The organism is Corynebacterium sp. HMSC077D03, from assembly GCF_001808545.1.
Taxonomy (GTDB): Bacteria; Actinomycetota; Actinomycetes; order Mycobacteriales; family Mycobacteriaceae; genus Corynebacterium; species Corynebacterium simulans.
The window spans coordinates 182,566-202,099 of record NZ_KV793686.1 but is presented as its reverse complement, the minus strand read 5'-3'; the positions used below and the strand labels follow the sequence as shown (position 1 = coordinate 202,099).

Here is a 19,534-nt window from a genome sequence, read left to right as displayed (position 1 = left end):
TACATTTCATCTCAACGAAATCGAAGTGACCAGCGAAGGAGGTGGGCATGACGCCGCGACTCTCGGCCTCTGCGCCTTTAGACCAAATCAATGAATGGACGGCTCGGGTGCGTCAGCGCACCGCGCTTTCCTTCGAAGTGATTCCGCCGCGCAACGACGCCGATGCGAGCAAGATATCTGAACTGCTTGCAGTGTTGCAGAGCTATCACCCTGATTACATCGCAGTAACCAGCTCGCAGCGCTCCGGATGGTTGCGTGGCACGGCCGCGTTCATTGAGCAGATTGCGCGCACTACCTCGATGCGTCCCCTGGCGCATCTTGCTTGCACTGCCGGTAGCCCAGGGGAACTTAGCGAGTGGGTCGACGTACTCGTCGATTCCGGTGTCCGCGGATTCCTCGCACTGCGCGGGGATCTTCCGGAAGACGGCATGCCCGCGGGCTACCTGCAGCATGCTGATGAGCTAATCCGGCTCATTCGGCGTCGGGAAGCAGCGCAAGCGGCACGTTTCGCCGCAGGCAACCTGGCCGTCGGCGTGGCGTGCTATCCCAATGGTCATGCGGAATCAGCCAATGCTGATGAAGACATCGATGTCCTGCTGACCAAACAGCGCCTGGGCGCGAACTTCGCCATAACTCAGCTCTTCTTCGACCCGGAAGACTATGCGCGCTTTTATCAACGCGCTCGGCTCGCCGGCGTGCGCATTCCGCTTATCCCCGGAATCATGCCGATGACCAGCGTGGCCCGCCTTGAGCGAATGGCGGGGCTGTCCGGGCTCGACGTCCCGCCAAAAGTGCGGGCAGCGCTCGCGGCAGCGAAAACCCCAGAAGACGAACAAGAAATCGGTATGGAGCTCACGGCTGAACTCGCGCGCGGCGTTCTGCGCGCGGGCGCGGAGGGCCTCCATATATATACGCATAACAACCCAGCCATCACCCAAGACCTACTGAGCAGAATCGGAGTAAATCGATGAACGCACCATTTCCTCACACAACCATCGAAGGCTATCCGCGCGTCGGCGCGAACCGCGAGCTAAAGCGCGCACTCGAGGCCTTCTGGGCCGACAAGATCGATGAGGAGACCTTCGAATCGGCCACGCACTCGCTGCGCCTTGATACCTATGCCCGCCTGCATGACCTTGGACTGAGCGAGGATTATGCCATCCCGGCGGACGTGGCCTATTACGATCACGTCCTCGAAACCGCGCTGACGGTGGGCGCAGTCGAGGGCGAAACCCTTGCCGATGAGTTCCGTCTAGCGCGCGGAAATGCACAGGCAGCACCACTGGAGATGACCAAGTGGTTCGACACCAACTATCACTACATCGTCCCAGAAATTGCTGACGAGCAGGAGTTTCAGGCGCGTCCGCAGCGCGTGCTGAAGCTGGTAGAGGAAGCCCGGCAAGCAGGCCACAAGGTGCGCCCAGTGCTGGTGGGTCCTGTGACGCTGCTTGCACTGTCCAAGCCGGCGGAAGGTTCCCACACCCAGCCTCTCGAGCATCTGGGCAAGCTGGTGGATTCCTATATCGAGGTGCTTGGGTACCTGCATGCGGCGGGCGTGGAGTGGATTCAGCTCAACGAGCCTGCGCTGGTGGCTGATCTGCAGGCAGCAGATGACGCTACGCTTGCCGACGCCCTTATTCAGGCCTACGAACGCATCCTCGGCACTGCGAAGCGCCCACAGATCTACCTGACCACGCCTTATGGCGCAGCTCGCAGGGGATTGGACGCGATTGCGAAGCTACGCCCAGAAGCAGTCCAGGTGGACTTGAGCGTGGGAACCCTGGCGCTGGAACCAGATTATTTGGAGCGCGTAGCGCAGTTGCCGGTGCACGTGAGCGCGGGCCTTGTTGATGGCCGCAATGTGTGGGCGGCGAACCTGCGCGATCTGCGTGCCAAGCTGGAGCAGCTTCCGGGCGCCTCGGTTACTACCTCGGTATCTTTGCAGCACGTTCCGCATACCGTCGTTGCCGAAACCACATTGCCAGTTGACGTCGCGACGTGGTTCTCCTTCGCTGATGAAAAGGTACGCGAGGTCGTGGCCCTTTTCGCCGGCCCGCTTGATGCCCCAGAGGCTTATGCCCAGGCCGATCGCGCGGTGCGTACCCGGGCGGAATCGGCGCGCACGCATAACCGGGACGTCGCCAAGCGCACGGCAGGGCTGCCGGAAGGGCAGGTCCAGCGTCAGCCGCTGTTTGCCGAGCGCATCGAGGAGCAGAAGTCCCTGGGCCTGCCGCAGCTTCCGACCACCACGATCGGTTCCTTCCCACAGACCCAGGAGATTCGTGCCGCGCGCGCCGCGCACCGCAAGGGCGAGCTTTCCGACGCCGATTATGAAAAGGCGTTGCGCAAGGAGGTCGCGCAGGTCATCGACCTGCAAGAACGTCTAGGGCTGGACGTACTCGTGCACGGCGAGCCGGAGCGCAATGACATGGTGCAGTACTTCGCGGAGCTGCTCGATGGCTTCGTGGTCACTGAAAATGGCTGGGTGCAGTCTTATGGCTCGCGCTGTACTCGTCCGCCAATCGTTGTCGGTGACATCTCCCGCCCGCAGCCGATGACGGTGGAGTGGGCCAAGTACGCGCAGTCGCTATCTGCAAAGCACGTCAAGGGAATGCTCACCGGTCCAGTAACCATCCTCGCGTGGTCCTTTACCCGCGATGACGTGCATCAATCAGTCTCCGCGGATCAGCTGGGTGTGGCGCTGGCTGACGAGGTGCATGACCTCGAAGACGCCGGCATCAGCATCATCCAGATCGACGAGCCCGCACTGCGGGAGCTGCTGCCGCTGCGTCAAGAAGAACGCCAGGCTTACCTTGATTGGGCAGTGCGTGCTTTCCGTTTGGTTGCCCTCGAGGCGCAACCGACCACTCAGATTCATACGCACCTGTGCTACTCCGAGTTCGGGCAGATCATCGATGCGGTGGCAGGCCTCGATGCCGATGTCACCTCCATCGAGGCGGCGCGCTCACGCATGGAGCTGCTGCAAGACATCGATGAGAAGTTCCACTCGGAGATTGGCCCAGGCATCTATGACATCCACTCGCCGCGCATCCCATCCGTGGCGGAGATGGCCGAGCTCATCCGTGCAGCATTACGCCATGTGCCGGCTGAGCGGCTGTGGATTAACCCAGACTGTGGTCTTAAGACCCGCGGCTACGCCGAGACGGAAGCGGCTTTGCGCAATCTCGTCTTGGCACGCGAGGAAGTGCTGGCCTCCGCGCTAGAACCCCAATTGGTCTAGGCCAGAAATATCGCCCGAGCCGTCGCGACGCAGGTGCACCGCTTGCAGCCCGGCGGCGCGGGCGCCCTCGACGTCGTTAGCCAGCGAGTCACCCACCATCAGCGTTTCTGCGGGAGTAGAACCCACCTCCTGGCAGCCTGCCAGGTAGGCGGTGGCCTGCGGTTTAGGGATTCCCAGATCCACCGTGGCGATGAGACGCACCTCTGGCAGATCTAACTTGCCGGCCCGCAGCTTTGCCTCCTGCATCTCGCGGGCGCCGTTGGTGAGGACGCCAACGCGAAGACCTGCTTGCAGGGCTCGCTGCAGGGCGGGCAGGGCGTCGGCAAAAGCGCGCCAATTGCGCTGGTATGCGGCAAGATAACCCGAATAGGCCTGCAATGCGTCGTGCTCCGAAAGGTCTTTTTCTAGAAACTCGCGGCAGCGGGCGATGCGCTGGCCATGATGGGTGACCTCGCCGCGCTCATAGGCGGCGAACCACTTGCGCTCGATGGCGGCAAAGCGTTCATGTTGGCCAGTGGGAAGCCCTAGCTCGCGGCACCATTCGTCGAGACCCTCGCGCATAGCCGAGGTATGGTCCATCAAAGTGTCATCGAGGTCGAAGAGCACAGCGCGAATCATAGGCTCAAGCATAGTGATCGCTTAGGGCGTTATGTCATTTGCGGCGCGCGAGCAAGAAATTCCATACAATAGTCGGCATGACTCAGAAGACCGCAACTGCAACGATGCACACCAATCACGGTGATATCGTTATCGACTTGTTCGGTAACCATGCACCGGTAACCGTGGAGAACTTCATCGGCCTGGCAAAGGGCGAGAAGGACTACTCCACCCAGAACGCAAAGGGCGAGCAGTCCGGACCGTTCTACGATGGCGCAATTTTCCACCGCATCATTGATAACTTCATGATCCAGGGTGGCGACCCAACCGGCACCGGCCGTGGCGGCCCTGGCTACCAGTTCCAGGATGAGTTCCACCCAGAGCTGCAGTTCGACCGTCCATTCCTGCTGGCTATGGCAAATGCTGGCCCAGGCACCAACGGCTCCCAGTTCTTCATCACTGTGGCTGCGACCCCGCACCTGAACAACCACCACACCATCTTTGGTGAGGTCACCGACCCGGCATCCCAGGAAGTCGTGTCCAAGATCGCCAAGGTTGATACGGACCGCATGGACCGCCCGCGTGAGGACGTCATCATCGAGTCCATCGAGATCGCCTAAGAGCTCTTAACAACTGAGCCCACCACCACTTATTAAAAGTGGCGGTGGGCTCATTGAAGTTTTTGGGGAAAATATGGAAAAGACATTGCGAAGCTACCTAAAACAAGCGCCGGTCACCGCAACAGTCATCGCCTTTTGCGCCTTGACGTGGGCGGCTACCGCCATCCAGTCGCATTCGCTTACTGCGTCCTATTACGGCTCTTCGCTGGCCTATGACTGGACGCTGTGGGGCCCGGACTTTGAGGCTGCGCCGTTGACGGCGCTAAGCGCCGGGTTCATGCATATCGATCTCGGGCATCTCGCTGTCAATATGTTCCTTCTGCTGCTTGTAGGCCGCGAAATCGAACAGGCCTTAGGCGGGGCGTTGTATGCCTGTGTATATCTGCTCTCTTTGCTGGGCGCCTCAGCGGCCATGCTAGGGATGGATTACCAAACACCGACGGTGGGGGCCTCGGGAGCTATCTATGCACTGCTCGCTTTGCTGGTAGGGCTCTACAACTCTCGCGGTATGGATCTGCGGGCACCCATTGTTCTTGTAGTGGCCAACGTGGCTTATACGTTTTTGATGTCCGGTGTATCCCTATGGGGTCATTTGGGTGGTTTGTTCACAGGCGTGATTCTCGCATTTTTTGTTTTTAACAGCCGTCGGGGAGTGCGATGGACCGGAGTTTTCACGGTTTTCTTGGCTTTAAGTTTCTTTTTAGGCCTTCAAGCTGGGTTTTGGGGATAACTCCGGCGAGTTATTCACCAAACGCTTGTGCGAAAGAATTCCACAGTAGTTATCCACAATGTGGATAACTACATTTTTGTAATTTCTCGAACGCATGGCCGGAGTTTTGCCTGATCACGCAGGCAAGAAGACTTACATCCTTGCAATTTAACCCCTGTGGAAGTGGGTGAAAACAGTTATCCACAGGCTGTGGAAGAAACCTGGGGAATTTGATTTTCACAGAGTTATCCCCAGCCTGTGGATAACTTTCTTCCCATCTTGTTGGCAACTCGGGAAGGGGGCAGAAGCGGGTGTGTACGAAAGGACAATTTTGGCTGCGCGCGGAGTCAAAAATAGCTGGGAAAATTCTGGAAAATGCAAGCTCAAGTGGCGATTATCCGAAAGTATCTGAGGTATTGAAGGATGCGATGGTGGCCTACTAGCGTCATGTGAGTAGTTCACAGCGCGTGGAGGGAGAGACCGCGCCGCTGTGAACCTCAAACTTCAAAAAATAGTGAATAAAAGGAAACGTAGTGATGCGCATTCCCCGCCTCCGTCTCAGCTACTACGTAGCAGCCGCCGCACTGTCTGCGGCAAGCCTCGTTGCCCCCGCTGCGGCGCACGCAGAGATCCCCGCCATGCCACAGGGCTATCCGATTGAGAATCTCTACCAGGAGTGCAGCCCAGCAGAAGCTAATGCAGCGGGCTATCCAGATTGGCACTTTGGTGAAACTGGCCGCCGTTACCTTTCGGATGGCACCATCCAGTTCACCAACACCACCAAGCAGACGGTTCCGTACACCGCCACCGTCGAATCCGGTACTAATCACGAGATCGAAGCAAACTCTGCCGCCAAGTGGCCTTCCAACTGGAACACCACCGCAAAGGCAGACATCGGTCTGACTCTGTCCAACGGCTGGATAGAGGGGGAAACCATCGGGCCGATCAAGCTTGCGCCTGGCGATTCCTTCCGCGTGGAATACGGCACCGTGGAAAAAGACTTCATTTCCATGTTCGTGGACTGCAAGGATGGCATCTATACCAATATCTCGGGTGCAAATGTCATCCGTGGTACCGCACCGGCCGAGCGTTATGCCTGGGCAACCGTAATCCACGCCGACGGCACCGTTGATGACCAAGCGCTTGAGATTCCTTCCCGCGCGCCGGGTGCGAACAGCAAGGTTGTTGACGGTGGCTACAATGCCGTCTCCGGCCCAAGCCTGGAGAAGATTGCCGATGAAAAGCAGGACCATGTGGTCAACCCTGCGACCGACCTGCAGCGCGAGAATTGGCCGAGCGAAGGCGAAGAGTGCACCGCTGGTGATATGCAGTGGTACCCGAACACCATTGAGGGCGTAGCTCCTACTTTCCGAAAGCCGGGCTTTTCCCAGGACTTCATGAACTGGACTGAGGCTGACTACACCTATCGTGGCATCACCGACCACCTGGTGGGCGCGCAGTACAACGGCCAGATGAACTGGCTGGGCAATAAAGGCCGCCTGCCGGAGGGCTGGCTCGGCTCCATCGGTGCTGTACAGCGTGCCTACATGCCGGTGGGTACCGCGTTGGCGCCACTCGACCTTAAGCCAGGTGAGCGCGCACGCATCGAATACGGCACCACCATGATGCGCGTGAACTACAGCGAGCTGCACTGCGGCCGCGACGGTAAGTACAGCCTCGTCCACGACTTCAAGCAGGCCTCCGCGCCGGCAGGTTTCTGGGCAGAAGCCACCGTCACTGGCAAGGATGGCTCGACCCGCAAGGTTGACGTCACCCCAGATGAGTGGCGTGACCTACCAGTTGCGACCCAGACCGCTTATTAACACCACGACACCGCCTACCAACCTCACTTTCTTTCTCACTAAATAGGAGTAACACCATGCGCTTTAACCGCACTCTCGCACTGGCAGCATCCGCAATTGCTGCAACTTCCATCGCCGCTGCACCGGCAATGGCACTGCCTGCCGTCAACCACGGCGCTGCTAACCCGACCACCATCGGTGAAAAGTGCGTCAACCCAGGCGATACCGGCCAGACCGTTGAGATTGTCCGCACCTACTTTGATGGTTCCGCAGGCACCTGGACCGTCTCCAACTACAACGCGGAGCCACTGCCGCTGACCCGCGCCATCAAGGAGACCAAGACCAAGACCTGGAACGTTTCCGTAGGCGTTGACTTCGACATCCTGAAGCTGGTCAACATCAAGTTCAACGCTGGCTACACCGATTCCCAGACCTACGAGGTGGGCGAGACTGTCGGTCCGTACAACGTTGCACCTGGCAAGACCGCCGTCATGCGCGCGGGCTGGGTTGTCTCCGACTTTGAAGGTGAGAAGACCGTGTGCGGCCAGGACGGAACCTGGCAGGGCACCGGCGAGACCTTCACCGCGTCTCTGCCAGCAGAGCGCCACGTTGAGGTCTCCACTCGCGACAACATGAAGTTCAACTAAGGGAGGCAACTGTGCGCAAGTTTGCACGCATCGCCGCAGCATTGCTGGTGGCAGTAAGCGCGGCCACTCCGGCTGCGCAGGCTGTCGACGGCGCGGCTTCTTACCGCTTGCCGCAGCGCTGGAACGATGACTACAAGCCGGGCACGCACTGTGCAACACCGGGCGCACAGGGCACCTATGTCACGGCGGAGCGCATGTGGTTTAAGCAGACTGATGCCGCCAGCGTGGCTAATCGCAACGACTACACTGTTCCAGTTAGCCACACCGTGACTGATAAGCGTACGCAGACCACTGAGGTCAGCGTTTCGGTGAAGCCAATCGGTGACATTGAAAAGTACATGTCGAACACGTTTGGCTTTAACTTCGTCCACCAGATCCATTGGAGCCTCGGTCAAAAAATTGGCCCCTACGATTTGGAAGCCAATCAGCAAGGCAAGCTCGTGTGGGGCTTTATGATGCTCGACGCGGATTCGCAGGATGTGCGTTGTTCCGAGGATCAGCAGTGGATAGAAAAGGGTGCGCCGTACTTTGTCAGCGCACCGTACTCGCGCTATTCGGAGCTACGCATTGACGACGCCCCGGTGTATTAAGCCGTGTTCTAGCCTCAGTGCCTAGCTACCTGCCCCGCCTAAAATCTTGGTCACAAGATTTAGGCGGGTGCTTGCGTTAAAGGTGACGATGAGGCTGGAGACGTGCTTTTTCACCGAAGATTCTGAGATCTCTAGCGCTGCTGCGATCTCGGAATTCGAATTGCCCTGTAGCAGCAGTTTGAGCACATTGATCTCGTTGGTGCTGAGGTGATGCGTCTCGATGGCGGTGGCGACCGGATCCTTACGGGGCGCATCCCCGATGTATCCCACCAGGCGGTGCATCGCTACGGGTGCAACGACGGTGCCGCCGTGGATGGCCTCCCGGACAGCATCGATGATGGATTGCGGTCGCTGATTTTTCAGAATGTAACCAGCGCCGCCCTCTTGCAGAATCTTGAGCATGGTGTCATCGGAGTCAAAGGATGTCACCGCCAAGAAAACTGGCGGGTAGGGCCTTTCCTTGATTTTGCGCAGCAAAGTGATGCCGTCCATCGTGGGCATATGAATATCTGCCAAGACGATGTCGGCATCAACGTTGTCCAGCATCGAGAGGCATTCTGCGCCATTAGCTGCCTCAGCTACCACCTCGATGTCATCGGTGGTTTCGAAATAAAGTCGTAGCGATGAGCGGACCAGCGGGTCATCATCAACGAGAAAGACTCTTATGGACATCGAGGCTTAGTGGCTACGACCACACCACCAACGCTGCGGGCTGGTGGAGCAGCGGAATACGTTTGCAAAGTCTTCTGCCTGAGAGGTGTAGTAGGTGAAGCCACCGGTGTAGGCGGTCTCTGTCTGAGTAGCAGACTCAGCGGCATTGGAAGAACCGAAGGAAGAAGCAGCGCTAGCAAACGGGGTGCCCATCAAACACAGGGCCGCACCGGCAGCGGCTGCAGCAGAACGAAAACGCATGTGGATACTCCTATTGGGGAGAGAAATAAAGACGATGGGCCTTAGCCTACTACAAGGTAAGTTTATCTGCGCACCATGCTGGAAATTGGGATATAAAGCGTACTTACCCACTTACCATTGTGGGGGCCGCTGCTGAAAGTGCCGTTTGCTGCGGCAACTCTTTTTTCGATTTCTGAAAGACCCAGTCTAGTCGTCATATGATGATCTGCCTGGGCTCCAGCGATGAGTGAATGGACTTCTATATCGAGACCGCGGTAATTGCGTTGTAGCCGGATGGTGATTTCGGAACCTGCTTCGGCATATTTGATCAAGTTGGCGCTAAGTTCTGAAAAGACCAAATGCAGATCGTTGGGCAAAGCCATGGAACGCGCTAATTTCCCGAGCTTTCCTTTCACAGTGCATTCGAAACCATGGCTTTTCAGGAAGCTCTGCATTACTTCCAGTTCTTCTGCGATGGTGGAGCGTGCTTTCTTTAACGTTGGAAGGTCCTCGTTTTTCATTAGGTGCAGCAGATCGCGGACCTCACCCATTGCCTTGCGCGCGTCATCCGCGATGGCTGTGGAGTTCTCAGCCACCTTCGGGTTGGTTTCTAGAAGGCCGAGTGTTTCTGAGCGCATGATCACCGAGGTTAACGTCGTTGCCACGGAATCATGCAGCGTGGTCATCAGCGCGTGGCGGTATTCCTGGTTCCTCTGCTCAGCGGCGAGCCTGCGTTGGCGCGCCTTTTTAAGCGAAACGCCGAAAATGATACCCAGCAAATTGATCGCGGACACCAGAACAAAGCTAAAGAGGTCGAGCGAGGTGCAGATGCCCTGTGCAGGATCGATAATGGAAAGAAGTACCAGCACCAGCCCTGGGATAACGGCGTGAGTCCACGGACGTCGGTAGGAAATTAGCCCAACGATGACTGCGCTCCATGCGACCAATAAGAACGAGCGCCATTCAGTATGCCATGTGCAAATACCAAAAAGTGCGCTATATGCAGTAGCAGCCCAAAGTGGGTGGTTCATACCGAGCGGGGTAAGAGCCACGCCGAGGACAGCAAGCAATAGCGCGCCAGGAGTTAGGGAAGATGGATCGACGGCGACGGTCAGCATCACCACGATGATGCAGCCGACGCCAGCGAAACGATAGAACCTCGTAGAGTTCATGGTCTGGGGATGAAGTTTAGCGCCAGCCCATCGTCATGAGCAGGCCGATGATGGCTAAGCCGAAACCGATGCCGTAATTCCATGGGCCCAGTTCCTGCATGAATGGGATGGACTCGCCGGCCAAGTAGTTGACCACGAGCCACAGCAGGCCGATGATCATCAGGCCTAGCATGATGGCGATGTACCACTTCGGCGTGCCCTCGGAATTGATCTTGACCGGAGTGCGATTGGTCGCAGAGCTAGAGGACTGCGGAACGCCCGAGCTCTGGGTGATCTTTGACTTTGGCATTGCTAAACCTTCAACTTTTCTTTAGGCATTCTTTTTAACGGTTACTTTAGCAGGCGAAATTCGCCTGCTACTAGCGCGGGAGCAGCTCCGTGGTGGTGAACTCCCAGACGCGGAGCTCCACGGTTGCGTTCTTGCGAATAGTATCGCCCGCATTCACAGAAGCCCAGCCCACGCGGCCGTTATCCACCAGCGCACCGGTAGGAACAACGGGGCCGGTGCGCACGCTACCCTGCCAGCCGGCAGAGCGCAGTGCGGACTCAGCCTCAGAAGGCGTTTTGTGCAACAGGTTCGGTGCCGTGATGAGCATGCCATTGGAGACCTCAATCGTGACGGTCTCACCCTTGGCCAGCTTGCCGCCCTGGCTGCTGACGGATAGAACGCGGTCTGCCGGTTCCTGGGAGTCCACGACGTTGACGTTGACCTCAAAGCCCACCGACTCCAGCATGCTGACAGCGCGGTCTTGTGGCATACCGGTTACGTCAGGGACCTTCGCCTCCTCCTTGCCCTTGGACACGGTGACCTTGACCTTTGAGCCCTTAGACAGCTGCGAGCCGCCGGCGGGATTCTGAGAAATGATCTGGCCGGCAGGAGCATCGTCGTTTTTCTCTTCGACCTGCTCGTTGAGGGAAAGCCCGGCGTCGCTAAGCGCCTTGCCCGCCTCTTCCAAGGTCATACCGGAGAGATCCGGCACATCGGTGATCTCGTCACCGGAGGAAACAGTCAACGTAATCGAGGAACCCTTCTGCAGCTCCGAACCCGGCGCAGGGTTCACGCGGATTGCCTGGCCACGCTTAATATCCGGGTTAGCTTCTTCGTTGACGGTAACCAGCAGGCCCATCTTCTCGAGTTCGGCGACGACCTCGTTGCGTGGGCGCTTTTCTACCTCGGGAACAACGACCATATTGGCGCGGGCGGTCGCCTCCTCTTGCTGCTGAGCAGCACGATCTTCCTCGCGCGAGGCATTCCAGAAGTCCCAAGCAAAGTAGCCCATGATGGCAACCAACAGGCCCGCCAAGAAAAGCGCGAGCCACTTCAAGCCATTGCCGCCCTCTTCTTCCTCTTCCGGGCGAGTGGATTGCACAGGAGCGCGATGTGCACCCACAACGGGAGAGACCATCGAAGTCGCTTGCTCTTCCTCGCTAACGTGGCCGCGCGCAGCTTCAGTGAGCTGGCCATTGGCCATGCGCTGCAGGTCTTCGCTCATCTCCCAGGCGGATTGGTACCGATCCGCCGGGTGCTTGGCCATGGCAGTCAGAATGACCGCATCGATGTTGAGGCGCTGGGTATTAGTCAGGTGCGTCGTGTCGATGTACTGCGAAGGCGGAACCGGCTCTTCTTGAACATGCTGGTACGCCACCGCGAACGGGGTCTCGCCCTCGAAAGGGGTGCGGCCGGTGACGGCCTCGTACATCACGCAGCCCAATGCGTAGACATCGGAGCGTGCATCCGCTGGGTTGCCACGGGCCTGCTCAGGAGACAGGTACTGAGCGGTGCCGATGACCGCAGAGGTTTGTGTCATGGCGGAGGTGGAATCATCGAGCGCACGCGCGATGCCGAAGTCCATCACCTTCACTTGGCCGGTGTTGGTGAGCATGATGTTGGCGGGCTTGATGTCGCGGTGGATGATGCCGGCTTCGTGGGAAGCCTGCAGTGCATTTGCCACGGGTGCCAGTAGCTGCGCTGCCTCCTGAGCTGGAAGTGGGCCGTCTTCACGAACGATATCGCGCAGGGTACGGCCGTTAACCAGCTCCATCACGATGTAGGGGATCGCCATGCCATCGACGGTCTTTTCACCGGTATCGAAAACAGAGACGATGTTGGGATGGTTCAGTTTGCCGGAGTTTTGAGCCTCGCGGCGGAAGCGCTCGCGGAAATTAATGTCACGCGCCATTTCGGGGCGCAGCATCTTGACAGCAACCGCGCGCCCCAGAACCTTGTCTTCGGCGTCATAAACCTCAGACATGCCGCCGGATCCGATGACCTGGCGAAGGTGGTAGCGGTCATTGACCATGTTCTAGGCACCATCCTGGGGTAGTAGATTTTCTAGGGGGTTATCAGGCAGCGAGTCTACTGCGGTTGGAGACGTTGGTGTTTCATTGACTTCGGTCTCCTGCTGGACAGTAGTAGGGATTTCCTGCTGCGTGGGGGTATGAACCGGCCGGGTCGGGGTGTTTTTCTCCTGCGTAGGTGTCTCCTCCTCAACCGAGTGCGTGGTGGTGACAGTGACCTGCTCAGGGGTATCTTCCGTGGTTTCTTCGGGGGTAACGACCTCGGTTGTTACGGGATCGCGGTACTCCGTAACCACGATGGATTCCGGCGGAGTGGTGGGCTCCGTGGACTCGCCTGCGCCTTTGAAGAAGTTTGCCGCGAAGAATCCCAATGCCGCCAAGGCGGCCAATGCGGCAGCAATAAGAAGGCCTACACCAAATCCAGAGCTCTTCTTTTTCTCCTTTGGCACGGGGTGTGGGGTGTCCTTGACTGGGGCGCGCTCCGGGGTGGCGGTTTTGGGGTTGGCCACGCTGGCGAGCATCTCCGTGGATGCGGAAGGGGAAGGCTCGGCCGCCATTGGTGCCAATGCCCCCGACTTAGGCTGTGGCGGGCGTTGGCCGTTGCGCACTGCGGCGACGGCGTTGGTGAACTCGTTGCCGTCCGCAAAACGGGTGGTGGGATCCTTGCGCAGAGAAATCCCGATGAGCTCACGAGCAGGGGCGCTAATCGACGTCGAGAGTGGCTCCGGTGCCTGGCTAATGTGCGCGAGCGCGACGGACACCGAGGAATCGCCGCTAAACGGGCGCTTGCCGGCGAGCATTTCGTAGCCCACGACGCCCAAGGAATAGACATCGGAAGCCGGCGTGACATCGAGACCCTGTGCCTGCTCTGGGGAGACATACTGCGCAGTGCCGACCACCATGCCGGTGCGCGTGAGAGGAACCGCAGCTGCTGCCTTGGCGATGCCAAAGTCGGTGATCTTGACCCGCCCGTTCTGGGTGATCATCAGGTTGCCGGGCTTGATATCGCGGTGCACCAAACCCATGCGGTGGATCACGGCGAGGCCATGCGCTGCCTGCTCCATGACATCGAGCGCGAGGGTCTCCGGCAGGGCGCCCTCGCGGGCTAGAAGATCGGCGAGGGACTCGCCGCGGACGTACTCGAGCGCCATGAAGCAGAAGGTACGGCCGTTGTCCTCGAGCTCGCGGTAGTCATAGGTGGCCACCACGTTTTCAGAGGTAATCGACTCTGCCGACTGAGCCTCGTTGCGGAAACGGCTGAGGAACTCGGTGTTGTCGGAAAACTCAGGGCGCAGTACCTTGATTGCTACCTCGCGGTCACCGCGGACGTCGTCAGCCAGCCACACGGTGGACATGCCTCCGTGGCCGATGATCCACTGCAGCTGGTAGTCATCGCCGATGAGGGCTTGGAGATGCTCTTTATTATCTGAGTTGCTCACTTTTACTGTCCTCCATATGCGCGCAGGATGGTGCGTCCGATAGGGGCAGAAACCTGGCCGCCGGTGGCAGACTCGCCGAGATTGCCACCGTCTTTGACCACGACGGCGACGGCAATGTCGCGGTCCGGATCGAACGCGACGTACCACACGTGTGGAGCCAGGCCATCGCCGTGCTCTGCGGTGCCGGTCTTGGAAGCAAAGGAGTTGCCATCGTAGCCGAAGGTCGAGTGCTCCGAACCGTACATCAATTCCTTGATCGTGTTCGCAACATCCTCCGTTACCGCTTGCTCGGCTTGGCGGGGTTTGGTCGCGCGGATCTCATTCATCTGCGCATCAGTGATGCGGTTGATGAGGTAAGGCTCCATGCGCTTGCCTTTGTTGGCTACAGTGCCGGCCATAATGGCCGCCTGCAGTGCAGACATGGTCACGTCTCGCTGACCGATGGCGGACTGGGCAACCTGCGCGCCGTCGGCAAGCTCGCCCAAATTACCGGCGGCACTGTTAACTCCGAGATCATATTTTTCGCCCACGCCGAAAGCCTCCGCGTACTTGCGCAGCTCATCAGCGCCGATGGACTCGGACATCTCCACGAAGGCGGTGTTGCAGGAAAGGGCGAAGGCAGTCTGCAAGGTAACGGACTGGGAGCCGCCACACATCTGGTTGCCGTAGTTAGTCAGCTCCGTCACGGAGTCCGGCAGCACGATGGAATTAGCACCCGTCAGCGAGGAGCCGGGGTTGAAACCATTGTTGAGGCCGGCGGCCGTGGTGATGATCTTGAAGATGGAACCAGGAGGCAGGGTTTCCTGCGTGGCGTGGTTGAGCAGCGGGGTGCCCTCCTGCTCTTGCAGCGCTCTCCAGGTCTCGTCGGCGTTTTCACCGAGGAGATCATTGGTGTTGTAGCTCGGCGAGGAAGCCATGGCCAGGATCTTGCCGGAGGAAGGCTGGATGGCCACCGCCGCGCCGTTGTAACCCGGGCCAACCAGCTGATCATAGGCGGCCTGCTGCAGCGCAGGATCGATGGTGACCTCAACGTTGGCGCCTACCTTTTCCTTGCCGGAAATGGTGTCGAGCCAGTTCTGGGTGAGGAGGGAATCGTCGGTGCCGTTGAGGATCTCATTCTGGGAAGCCTCCAACTGGGAAGCACCGAACTGGGTGGAAAGGTAGCCGGTGATGTTGGAAAAGGCTGGCGAGTCGGTGGGGTAGGAACGCGAGTACTTGCCCTCGGAATCCTCGGTGGACTTAGCCAGCACCGTATCGCCGGCGAAGATCTGGCCACGCGGGGTGGTCTGCATGGCGTAGAAACCGCGCATGTTCTTCGGGTTATGTGCGTACTTGTCCTCTGAAAATGCCTGCACCACGGTGAGGTTTACGAGCAACACTGCGGTCAAGAGGATGGCAAAGAGAGAGACGAGGCGGATCGACTTATTCATCGGGTTGCCTCCTGTACGGCGGGGAACATGGAAGTATCGGTAGGCGCATTGCTGCTGGTCTCACGCGCTGGGCGACGAGCCGCGTTAGAGATGCGCAGCAGGATTGCCAGAAGCATGTAGTTAGCCATCAGCGAGGAACCGCCAGCCGACATAAATGGGGTGGTCAGGCCGGTCATCGGCAGCATGGCGGAAATACCGCCAGTGACCACGAAGACCTGGACTGCCAGGGTCAGCGACAAACCGGATGCAACCAGCTTGCCGTAGGAATCACGGGACTTCAGCGCGGTATTGAAACCGCGAGAAGCCAGCATGCCAAACATGACCAGCACGGCGGCTAGGCCAATGAGGCCGAACTCCTCACCGATGCCGGCGAGGATGAAGTCGGAGTGCGCCACTGGGACGATCTCTGGGTGGCCTTGGCCCAAGCCCGTTCCGGAGATGCCGCCGGAGGACATGCCGAACAGTGCCTGGGAAAGCTGATAACCGCCGCTGTCGTAGTTGCCCAGCGGGTCCAGGAAGTTGGAAAAGCGCGTTTGGATCTTCGAAGAGATCTGGTAGATGCCAAAACCACCAACGCCTACCAAGAGCAGGCCAATGAGCAGCCAGCTGACACGGCCAGTTGCCATAAACAGCATGCCGAGGACGGTGGTGAACAGCAGCAGCGCCGGGCCGAAGTCATTGGAGATGCCCATGATGACGATGGCTATTCCCCAAATCACCAGAATCGGCGCGAGGTCACGCAGACGCGGCAGGGAAAGGCCCAAGAAGCGGTAACCGGCAACGGTGAACAGCGAGCGCTTTTGGGTAAGCAACATGGCGAAGAACAAGATGAGCATGATCTTCGAGAACTCGCCAGGCTGGATAGAAAATGGGCCCAGCCACAGCCAAATACGCGCCTCGACTCCCGGCGGCTGCGGCCACACCAGCGGCAGCGCCAGCAGGATGAGACCGGCTGCGCCCAGGATGTAGGAGTAGCGGGTGAGGGAGCGGTGATCCCGCAATACAACCAGCACCAGCACGAAGAGGATAAGGCCGACGATCGTCCACATCACTTGCCGCCGGGCCAGGTCGCCGTCATTGACGAGGTCGAGGCGCGCCAGCATGACCAGGCCGGTGCCGTTGAGCAGAGACACAATCGGCAGCATGAGCTGATCCGAATGCGGCGCCAGGAAGCACAGCACCAGGTGGGCGACGGTAAAGACGCCGATGAATCCACCGATGAGGTAGAGGACATCCATGGTCAAAATATTGCCCTGGGAAAGTTCCAGGCTGACGGTGGTGATGGCAAAGACCACGGCCGCCAGAATCAGCAGCCCGAGCTCAGTGCCGCGGGAAAAGATCTTCTTCACTTAGCTCACCTCCCGGCACGTGATTCCTGGTTTAGCGGTTTTCTTCTCTAGCTTCTCGTCCGTCTTCTTGCTCGGCGTGCTGATGCACGGCTTGAGTGCCTTGGAGGACAGGCTCGAAAGCTGGGTTTGTACCTCGGCATAGGAACCCGAAGGCAGGTTATCTACGGCCGCGCGCTCGGAATCTGGCAGGTCAGTGACCTTGAACGGGGCGAAATCCCCCTCACACGGAGTGGATCCGAGACGCAGCGTGTTTGCTTTATCGACGCACGCATTTTGGTATTTGTGGTGCAAAGAACGCCCAAAGACTGAGAAATCTACGCCTTGCTCGATGCTGAGTGCCCCTTCTTCGTCGGTGGCGACGTAGAAGTTGTTAGAAATCTCGTTCTTGGTCCAGAATCCGCCGCCGATGACGAGCGCGAGCACCACTACGAGGGCGCCGATTACCTTCCAACCAACTTTCTTCTTTGGACTGTGAGGTTCCTCGGTGTCGTCTTCCTCTTCTTGGGGCGCAGGCGACGCCTCCCGTGGCCTTGTTAGCGCAGCCGCGCGGCTGGCGGAGGAATCCGGGTGTGTCGGCTCAGGTACGACGCCTGCGATGGCGCCGACCTTGACCGGCGAGCTATCGCCTTTGCCCTCGACTACCTCGGCCAAGACGATGGTGACGTTGTCTGGGCCGCCGGAACGCAGGGCGAGATCGCGGAGGGTAACCGCGACGTCGTCAAGCGTGCTTTGCGAAAGTGCCAGTTCGATGGTGGTTGCCGTAACCGGATCCGAAAGACCATCGGAGCACAGTAGCAGGCGGTCTCCGACCTTGGCATCCAGCATGAACAAGGTGGGATCCACCGGGCGGCCGGTATAGGCCTTAAGAATCAGCGACTTCTGCGGATGGGAGGAAACGTCCTCGGGGTCGAGGCGACCCTCATCCACCAGGGACTGCACATACGTGTCATCGCGCGTTACCTGGGTCAGCTTGCCGTCGCGCAGGCGATAGCCGCGGGAGTCACCCACGTGGCACACGCCGAACTCGGTGCCGTTGAACATCATCGCGGTCAGCGTGGTGCCCATGCCCTCGGTCTCTGGATGCTGCTCGACGTGTGCGGAAATGGACGCGTTTGCATCCTCCGCCGCGGCGCCCAGCAGCGCGAGCATGTCATTGTCTTCGGGGTCTTGGTCGAGGTGCTCCAAGTGCTCAACCATGAGCTGGGAGGCCACCTCGCCGGCGGCGTGGCCGCCCATTCCGTCTGCCAATAACAAAAGATGGGGACCAGCGTGGGCGCTGTCCTCGTTGTTTTGGCGTACTAGACCGCGATCTGTGATCGCGGTGAATTTAAGGCTTAAAGTCATGCCATCAACCTCACGGTCGTGCGGCCAAGTTTGATGTCGGTGCCAACGCCAACTCGCTCCGGCTGATCGATGCGAACGCCACCCACGAAGGTGCCGTTGCGGGATTCCAGATCTTCCACAAACCACTCGCTGCCGCGGCGGAACAGGCGCGCGTGATGACCGGAAGAAAAGTCATCGCCGGTGACAAAGTCACAGTCCTGCGCACGGCCCATGGTGCACTCTTCGAGCGTGCCGAGCTGCATGTGGGAGCCACGCAGGGGCCCGTCCACGATGTTGATCTGCTTGGGCGTTTCGCGACGCCGCGGAGTGGCCTTCGCCTGCGCCGAAGGCTGGTAGACGCCGGCAGCCTTATTGGCGTCCCGGCGCATTGCGTTCAAGGCCACCAAGATGAAAAGCCACAACAGTGCCAGAAGGCCGATGCGAAGAGCTAGCAAAACGACTGAATCCATGGTGACCTCCTTACTTTCTCGGCGGGGTTTAGTAGTTGTGGTTGTTCTCGGTGCCGGTGATACGGACCTCGATGTGGGAGTGTCCCATGGTAATGACGTCTCCGTCGGCTAGCAGCCAGTTTTCAATTGGCGTCTCGTTGACAGTGGTGCCGTTGGTGGACTGCAAATCTACCAAGACGGCATCCTGTCCGTTCCACGTAATCTCCGCGTGCTGGCGGGAAACGCCAGTGTCGGGCAGGCGAAGGTCGGCGTCGTTGCTGCGGCCGATGATGTTGGAACCTTCCCGCACGTGGTACACGCGGGAGGAACCATCCTGCAGCATCAAGTTCACTGCGGGGCCCTGCGAGTGTGGCTGCTCTGGATTTTGATCCGGTGCCATAAAAGTGGTGGTTGCTGCCTCGTCTGCATTAAACGGGTTACTCATGTGGTCCTCCTGACCATCGTCTTCGTGGAAGATTGCGTCGAATCCGGTTTCCTCGGCGGGTTCGTGATCAATAAACGAAGACACTCGAAGCTGTCCTGTACGTAATCCTGATTCCTCCGCGATGCGTACGATGACCGGGCCGGCGAATGACCAGCCGTGGTTTCTAACAAAGCGGGTGAGTTGGTCGGCGAAATCTGCGGGCAGATCTGGGTCACGGGAGAGGTTTTCCAAGTCCTTGGAAGATACGCCTACTGTCATGACGTTGGGGCTGTAGAGGTTTTCGTCATCACCGCGTGCGAGATTGTCCTGCGCCTCCTGCTTGAGGAGCTCTTCAATCTCCGCGGGAACGACCTTGCCTCCGAAGACAAAGGCCATGCCATTGTCCAAGCCTCGTTGCATGGCGGAATCCAGCTTCGCGAGCTTTTCAAAAATTGCCACGTGCTGTCCTCCTTTTCTATGACAGGCTAATTATAGGGTGCCTACCCCTTCTAAACGTAGCCGCGCCGCCTAAAGTTCCGATGCTTTTAAGGGG

At 58.9% G+C, this 19,534-nt stretch carries 19 protein-coding genes; 7 read left to right on the top strand and 12 right to left on the bottom strand.

The features are described 5' to 3' along the window. Positions 1-47 precede the first annotated feature (47 nt). Both HMPREF2888_RS04785 and metE read left to right on the top strand, forming a co-directional pair. Positions 48-971: a methylenetetrahydrofolate reductase gene (locus HMPREF2888_RS04785; RefSeq protein ID WP_070518395.1), complete on the top strand. Its 924-nt coding sequence runs from the start codon at positions 48-50 to the stop codon at positions 969-971. Beyond that, the gene (gene metE / locus HMPREF2888_RS04780; RefSeq protein WP_070518393.1) at positions 968-3,241 is read left to right on the top strand and encodes a 5-methyltetrahydropteroyltriglutamate--homocysteine S-methyltransferase; all 2,274 of its coding nucleotides are present in this window, start codon (positions 968-970) and stop codon (positions 3,239-3,241) included. Before HMPREF2888_RS04785 ends, metE begins: the two co-directional genes overlap by 4 nt. On the opposite strand, the gene HMPREF2888_RS04775 is transcribed toward metE, so the two are convergent. Next, positions 3,221-3,859: an HAD family hydrolase gene (locus HMPREF2888_RS04775; RefSeq protein WP_070518441.1), complete on the bottom strand. Its 639-nt coding sequence runs from the start codon at positions 3,857-3,859 to the stop codon at positions 3,221-3,223. The genes metE and HMPREF2888_RS04775 overlap by 21 nt on opposite strands. 77 nt (positions 3,860-3,936) lie before the next feature. Between HMPREF2888_RS04775 and HMPREF2888_RS04770 the strand changes: the two genes are divergently transcribed. From HMPREF2888_RS04770 to HMPREF2888_RS04750, 5 genes are all read left to right on the top strand, one after another. Then, complete coding sequence (locus HMPREF2888_RS04770; protein ID WP_061925588.1) at positions 3,937-4,458, top strand: peptidylprolyl isomerase; 522 nt, start codon at positions 3,937-3,939, stop codon at positions 4,456-4,458. A gap of 73 nt (positions 4,459-4,531) precedes the next feature. Continuing rightward, complete coding sequence (locus HMPREF2888_RS04765; RefSeq protein ID WP_210386804.1) at positions 4,532-5,188, top strand: rhomboid family intramembrane serine protease; 657 nt, start codon at positions 4,532-4,534, stop codon at positions 5,186-5,188. Positions 5,189-5,703: 515 nt separating this feature from the next. Beyond that, a complete protein-coding gene (locus tag HMPREF2888_RS04760; protein ID WP_070518391.1) occupies positions 5,704-6,990 on the top strand; it encodes a hypothetical protein in 1,287 nt (428 codons plus the stop codon). A 56-nt stretch (positions 6,991-7,046) separates the two neighbouring features. Next, entirely contained in the window at positions 7,047-7,616 is a 570-nt protein-coding gene (locus HMPREF2888_RS04755) for a hypothetical protein (protein WP_062036461.1), read from the top strand. 11 nt (positions 7,617-7,627) lie between these two features. Beyond that, positions 7,628-8,206 carry a hypothetical protein gene (locus tag HMPREF2888_RS04750; protein ID WP_070518389.1) on the top strand — a complete coding sequence of 193 codons (579 nt, stop codon included), beginning with the start codon at positions 7,628-7,630 and terminating at the stop codon, positions 8,204-8,206. A 21-nt stretch (positions 8,207-8,227) separates the two neighbouring features. Here HMPREF2888_RS04750 and HMPREF2888_RS04745 read toward each other — a convergent pair whose 3' ends face one another. The 11 genes from HMPREF2888_RS04745 to HMPREF2888_RS04695 form a co-directional block, all read right to left on the bottom strand. Next, positions 8,228-8,878, bottom strand: a complete 651-nt coding sequence (locus HMPREF2888_RS04745) for a response regulator (protein WP_070497346.1) — start codon at positions 8,876-8,878, stop codon at positions 8,228-8,230. 6 nt (positions 8,879-8,884) lie between these two features. Then, positions 8,885-9,118, bottom strand: a complete 234-nt coding sequence (locus HMPREF2888_RS04740) for a hypothetical protein (protein WP_070518387.1) — start codon at positions 9,116-9,118, stop codon at positions 8,885-8,887. A gap of 62 nt (positions 9,119-9,180) precedes the next feature. Next, entirely contained in the window at positions 9,181-10,215 is a 1,035-nt protein-coding gene (locus HMPREF2888_RS04735; RefSeq protein ID WP_168163252.1) for a sensor histidine kinase, read from the bottom strand. Between the two features lie 70 nt (positions 10,216-10,285). Continuing rightward, positions 10,286-10,558 carry a cell division protein CrgA gene (gene crgA, locus HMPREF2888_RS04730; protein WP_062036453.1) on the bottom strand — a complete coding sequence of 91 codons (273 nt, stop codon included), beginning with the start codon at positions 10,556-10,558 and terminating at the stop codon, positions 10,286-10,288. Between the two features lie 70 nt (positions 10,559-10,628). Next, positions 10,629-12,569: a Stk1 family PASTA domain-containing Ser/Thr kinase gene (gene pknB / locus HMPREF2888_RS04725; RefSeq protein ID WP_070518384.1), complete on the bottom strand. Its 1,941-nt coding sequence runs from the start codon at positions 12,567-12,569 to the stop codon at positions 10,629-10,631. 3 nt (positions 12,570-12,572) lie between these two features. After that, positions 12,573-14,006, bottom strand: coding sequence for a serine/threonine-protein kinase (locus tag HMPREF2888_RS04720; RefSeq protein WP_070518383.1), 1,434 nt, complete (start codon positions 14,004-14,006; stop codon positions 12,573-12,575). Between the two features lie 2 nt (positions 14,007-14,008). Next, positions 14,009-15,436 carry a penicillin-binding transpeptidase domain-containing protein gene (locus tag HMPREF2888_RS04715; RefSeq protein ID WP_070518381.1) on the bottom strand — a complete coding sequence of 476 codons (1,428 nt, stop codon included), beginning with the start codon at positions 15,434-15,436 and terminating at the stop codon, positions 14,009-14,011. Further along, positions 15,433-16,785, bottom strand: coding sequence for an FtsW/RodA/SpoVE family cell cycle protein (locus HMPREF2888_RS04710; protein WP_061925620.1), 1,353 nt, complete (start codon positions 16,783-16,785; stop codon positions 15,433-15,435). The genes HMPREF2888_RS04715 and HMPREF2888_RS04710 overlap by 4 nt, the downstream gene beginning before the upstream one ends. After that, positions 16,786-18,129: a PP2C family protein-serine/threonine phosphatase gene (locus HMPREF2888_RS04705; protein ID WP_070518379.1), complete on the bottom strand. Its 1,344-nt coding sequence runs from the start codon at positions 18,127-18,129 to the stop codon at positions 16,786-16,788. Continuing rightward, the gene (locus HMPREF2888_RS04700; RefSeq protein WP_061925626.1) at positions 18,126-18,578 is read right to left on the bottom strand and encodes an FHA domain-containing protein FhaB/FipA; all 453 of its coding nucleotides are present in this window, start codon (positions 18,576-18,578) and stop codon (positions 18,126-18,128) included. Before HMPREF2888_RS04700 ends, HMPREF2888_RS04705 begins: the two co-directional genes overlap by 4 nt. Positions 18,579-18,606: 28 nt before the next feature. Next, positions 18,607-19,440: a DUF3662 and FHA domain-containing protein gene (locus HMPREF2888_RS04695; protein WP_062036439.1), complete on the bottom strand. Its 834-nt coding sequence runs from the start codon at positions 19,438-19,440 to the stop codon at positions 18,607-18,609. Positions 19,441-19,534 lie beyond the last annotated feature (94 nt).